Raw genomic sequence first — 4,454 nt, forward strand, 5'->3', positions numbered from 1 at the left:
TCCTGAGCCAGGATCAAACTCTCCAACAAAAACCTGTTGAAACAGTCATCCCGGCAACAAAAAGTGTTGCCAAAGGAATCCCAACCAACAATCCCCCCAGAGGAGAACTGCCAGTCCGGGGTATAAATCAATTTGGCACTGGCTTATCAAGCACCCTGTTGAGTTCTCAAAGAACAACCACACACCATCCAGAAGCCCTACCCAGTAGGACCCCCATCCGGGGCATTTCGTCCGTCCACACCCGCCGCTCTCGCGCCGGGCACTTTTACTACGTTACCCGGGGGTTTTTGCCGTGTCAAACCGGTGTTTCGCGGTTTGTCGTACGTCAACCCTTTTGCCGGGCACCACTGTTCGACCAGCTCGCGCCGGGCGCTTCGTGGGTTTCGGCAGGACGGCCGCTGCGGTCTCCCGCACGCTCGCCCGTTTCCCTGCCGGCCGATAACCTTACCCGGTCGGTTCCGCCTCGCCAAATCCGCCTCTCGGCGAATCCGGGGCACCGCCCGGTCCCAGGTTCCTGATGAGTGTAACCATCCGCCCCTGGGGGTCATTCCCGCGCTCCGGCCTGTCAGGTCTTTCGCCTGTTTCGTCCGTTCCGCGCTGGCAGAGAGAAAGTTACGCGCCAGCGGATTGATCGTCAAATCCTCTGGGCGCGTCCCGCGTCACACTCTCGACGTACGGCTATCTGCGCAGCTCAACCCCGGCGAAGGAACGCTTGCCGCGGCGCAGCACCAGGTACCGGCCGTGCAGCAGGTCCTCCGGGCCGACGGTGGCGTCCACCTCGGAGATCCGGGTGTTGTTGACGTAGGCGCCGCCTTCGGCGATCACCCGCCGGGCCTCCTTCGTGCTGGGCACCAACCCGGACTCCTTGAGCAGGCCGGCCACATCCGGCAGCTCGGTGAGGTGCACCAGGCCGGCCTCGATGAGGGCGGCCCGCAGCGTCTCCGGGGCCAGTTCGTCCAGCGCCCCCCGGCCGAAGAGCGCCTGGCTGGCGGCGACCGCCTGGGCCAGCTCCCGTTCGCCGTGCACCAGGCTGGTCAGCTCCTCGGCGAGGGCGCGCTGGGCGAGCCGGGCCTGGGGACGCTCGGCCGTCGCCTTCTCCAGCTCCTCCAGCTCCTCACGGGAGCGGAAGCTGAAGTAGCGCAGGTAGCGGACGACGTCGCGGTCGTCGGCGTTGAGCCAGAACTGGTAGAAGGCGTACGGGCTGGTCATCTCCGGGTCGAGCCAGACGGCGCCGCCCTCGGTCTTGCCGAACTTGGTGCCGTCGGACTTGGTAACCAGCGGCGTGGTGAAGGCCTGCACCGGTCCCGCGCCCCGGCGGCGGATGTAGTCGACGCCGGCGGTGATGTTGCCCCACTGGTCGGAGCCGCCGTACTGGAGCTGACAGCCGTACCGGCGGTGCAGCTCGAAGAAGTCGTGCGACTGCAGGAGCTGGTAGCTGAACTCGGTGAAGCTGATGCCGGTCTCCAGCCGCGCCTTGACCACCTCCCGGGCCAGCATCCTGTTCACCGGGAAGTGCTTGCCCACGTCGCGCAGGAACTCGACCACCGACATCTCGCCGGTCCAGTCCAGGTTGTTGACCAGCCGGGCGGCGTTCTCGCCGGTGTACGAGACGAACGGCGCGAGCTGGTCGTGGATCCGCCGCACCCAGCCCTCGACCACCTCGGGCGGGTTGAGGGTCCGCTCAGCGCTCTCCTTCGGGTCGCCGATCTGGCCGGTGGCGCCGCCCACCAGCAGCAGCGGGCGGTGCCCGGCGAGCTGCAGCCGGCGAGCCGTGGTGACCTGCATGAGGTGGCCGACGTGCAGGCTCGGCGCGGTCGGGTCGAAGCCCACATAGAAGGTGGCGCTCTCGCCGTCGAGCAGCTCGCGCAGCTCGTCGAGGCCGGTCGAGTCCTGGATCAGGCCCCGCCACCGCAGGTCTTCGGTCAGGGAGTCCCGCCCGTGCGGGAGGTTGCTGTCGGTCACGGTCACCGATTCTCCCCCATCACACCCCCCGGGCCGTACCGGGTTTGCCTCTCGGCGGGGCGGCTAGGCTGGCGGCTCCGTACGAGGCGAGGAGGGGCTGCCGTGGAGATGCCGGACCTGACCGGGGGCTTCGTCGCCCTGCTAGGGCTGAAGTTCGACGAGGTCAGCAGCGAGAAGGTGGTCATCCGCTGGGAGGTGCGCCCGGAGCTGCACCAGCCGTTCGGGATCCAGCACGGCGGGGTCTACTGCTCGGTGGTCGAGACGGCGGCCAGCATCGGCGGCTCGCTCTGGCTGGGCGACAAGGGCCAGGTGGTCGGGGTGTCCAACCAGACCGACTTCCTGCGGGCGGTCCGCGAGGGTGAGCTGACCGCGGTGGGCACGCCGGTGCACCAGGGCCGCAGCCAGCAGCTCTGGCAGGTGGAGATCACCGACGGCGACGGGCGACTGGTCTCCCGGGGCCAAGTGCGCCTGCAGAACCTCACCGCCCGCTGACCCGGGGCCGGAGCGCCCGATTCGACCTGAATTGAGGGGCTGACGCGGATATCGTCGCGTCGATGAGACCCGCCGCTGCCCCGCCGACGTGAGGAAGCTCCTCGCCGCCACCCTCGGCGTGCTCTCCGCCATCGGCGGCTTCGTCGACATCGGCGACCTGGTGGCGGCGAGCCAGGCCGGCGCCCGGTTCGGCATGGCCCACGCCTGGGTGCTGCTCGTCGGCGTGCTCGGCATCTGCGCGTACGCCGAAATGGCCGGACGGATCGCGGCGGTGAGCGGCCGGGCGGTGTTCGACCTGGTCCGGGAGCGGCTGGGGCCGCGGGTGGCGCTGCTCAACCTGGTCGCGTCCTACCTCGTCACGGTGGTCACCCTGGCGGCGGAACTGGGCGGGGTGGCGCTGGTGGTGCAGCTGGCCACCGGGGTCAGCTACCTGCTGTGGGTGCCGGTGGCCGCGATCGCCGTCTGGCTGGTGCTGTGGCGGATGCGCTTCGAGCTGATGGAACGGGTCTTCGGGCTCGCCGGGATGGCCCTGCTGGTCTTCGCGGTGGCGTTGTTCGCCCTGCCCACCGACTGGGGGCGGCTCGGCCACCAGGCGGTGCACCTCAGCGCCGCCGGGCAGGGCTGGAGCGCCTACTGGTTCCTCGCGGTGGCGCTCTTCGCCTCCACGGTCAGCCCGTACGAGGTCTTCTTCTTCTCCTCCGGCGGGGTGGAGGAGCGGTGGAGCGCCGCCGACCTGGCCCACGCCCGCTCGAACGTGCTGATCGGCTTCCCGGTCGGCGGGTTCCTCGCGCTGTCGCTGATCGCCACCGCGGCGGTGGTCTACCACCCCGGCGGGGAGGCGCTGGACACCCTCGACCAGGTGGCGCAGCCGGTGGTGCGGGCGTTCGGCGGGATCGGGCTGGCGGCGGCCGTGCTGGCGTTCTTCGCGGTGACCTTCGGCGCCGCGCTGGAGACCGGGCTGTCGGCCGCGTACGCGGCGTCGCAGTACTTCGGCTGGCAGTGGGGCAAGCGGGTCAGCCCGCGCGAGGCGGCCCGGTTCCACGCCGTGCTGCTGGTCAGCGTGCTGCTCGGGGTGCTGCTGTTGCTGACCACGATCGACCCGGTCCGGCTCACCGAGTACATGCTGGTCCTCAGCGCGGTGGTGCTGCCGCTGACGTACCTGCCGATCCTGGTGGTGGCGAACGACCGGAACTACCTGGGCGACCGGGTGAACGGCCGCTGGAACAACCTGCTCGGCGCGCTGTTCCTGCTGCTCATCGTCGTCGCGTCGGTGGCGGCGATCCCGTTGGCGATCATCACGAGGATGGGACAGTGAGGGTCCAGCTCGCCAAGCAACTGCTCGACCGGCAGATCGTCGACCGGGACGGCCGGCTGGTCGGCCGGGTCGATGACATCGCCTTCGCCGTGGACGACGAGGGGTTCCCGTACGTGGACTGCCTGCTCACCGCGCAGGGCGCGCTCGGGCAGCGGATGGGCGGCCGGGTCGGGCGCTTCCTGGTCGGATTCGCCGACCGGTTCGTCGACGAACCGCCGGTACGGATCCCGGTCGCCCTGATCGACCGGGTGGACAGCGCCGTACGGCTGCGCGTCCGGGCGGCCGACCTGCCGCCGCCGCCGGTCGAGGGCTGGCTGCGCCGGCACCTCATCGACCGGATCCCGGGAGCGAACCGTGCGAGCGGGTGAGCTGCTCGGGAGGACCGCGTACGACCTGCACGGGCGGCGGCTCGGGCGGGTGGTGGACGTGGTGGTCCGGGGTGGCTTCCCGCCCGACCGGCTGCGGCTGACCGACGTGATCGTCGCCGGTCACTGGTGGACCCGGGTCACCAGCCGCCTGATCGGCCCGGAGCTGCACCCGTCGGGGCCGTGGCTGCTCCGGGTCATCGCCCGGGTGCTCGGGCGGAGCACCCACCAACTGCCCGCCGACCAGGTGCGGCTCTCCCCGCCGGTACCCGGCTTCCCGTTCGGCCCGCCCGGCGGCACGGACTGACGGCCGGCCCCGG

General features: G+C 70.4%; 5 protein-coding genes. 4 read left to right on the forward strand and 1 reads right to left on the reverse strand.

The genetic code is table 11. The annotated features are described in order from the left end of the window. Positions 1–678 precede the first annotated feature (678 nt). Complete coding sequence (tyrS, locus tag JNW87_RS35255; RefSeq protein ID WP_109805184.1) at positions 679–1,962, reverse strand: tyrosine--tRNA ligase; 1,284 nt, start codon at positions 1,960–1,962, stop codon at positions 679–681. Positions 1,963–2,070: 108 nt separating this feature from the next. Here tyrS and JNW87_RS35260 point away from each other — a divergent pair, with 108 nt between their 5' ends. From JNW87_RS35260 to JNW87_RS35275, 4 genes are all read left to right on the forward strand, one after another. Then, on the forward strand, positions 2,071–2,454 hold the full coding sequence (locus JNW87_RS35260; RefSeq protein WP_201749965.1) for a PaaI family thioesterase: 384 nt from the start codon (positions 2,071–2,073) through the stop codon (positions 2,452–2,454). An 88-nt stretch (positions 2,455–2,542) separates the two neighbouring features. After that, positions 2,543–3,769 (forward strand): NRAMP family divalent metal transporter, encoded by a 1,227-nt coding sequence (locus tag JNW87_RS35265; RefSeq protein ID WP_238455183.1) that lies wholly within the window; start codon positions 2,543–2,545, stop codon positions 3,767–3,769. Next, a complete protein-coding gene (locus tag JNW87_RS35270; RefSeq protein ID WP_238455184.1) occupies positions 3,766–4,137 on the forward strand; it encodes a hypothetical protein in 372 nt (123 codons plus the stop codon). Before JNW87_RS35265 ends, JNW87_RS35270 begins: the two co-directional genes overlap by 4 nt. Beyond that, positions 4,124–4,441 (forward strand): PRC-barrel domain containing protein, encoded by a 318-nt coding sequence (locus JNW87_RS35275; RefSeq protein WP_238455185.1) that lies wholly within the window; start codon positions 4,124–4,126, stop codon positions 4,439–4,441. The genes JNW87_RS35270 and JNW87_RS35275 overlap by 14 nt, the downstream gene beginning before the upstream one ends. The last annotated feature ends 13 nt before the right edge of the window (positions 4,442–4,454 follow it).

The sequence above is a fragment of the Micromonospora sp. ATA51 genome, from assembly GCF_016802855.1.
In the GTDB taxonomy this organism is placed as follows: domain Bacteria; phylum Actinomycetota; class Actinomycetes; order Mycobacteriales; family Micromonosporaceae; genus Micromonospora; species Micromonospora sicca.

Bases quoted from the DNA above. Each gene is read 5' to 3' on its own strand.
- JNW87_RS35260 (WP_201749965.1), top strand. From the start codon at position 2,071: ATGCCGGACCTGACCGGGGGCTTCGTCGCCCTGCTAGGGCTGAAGTTC.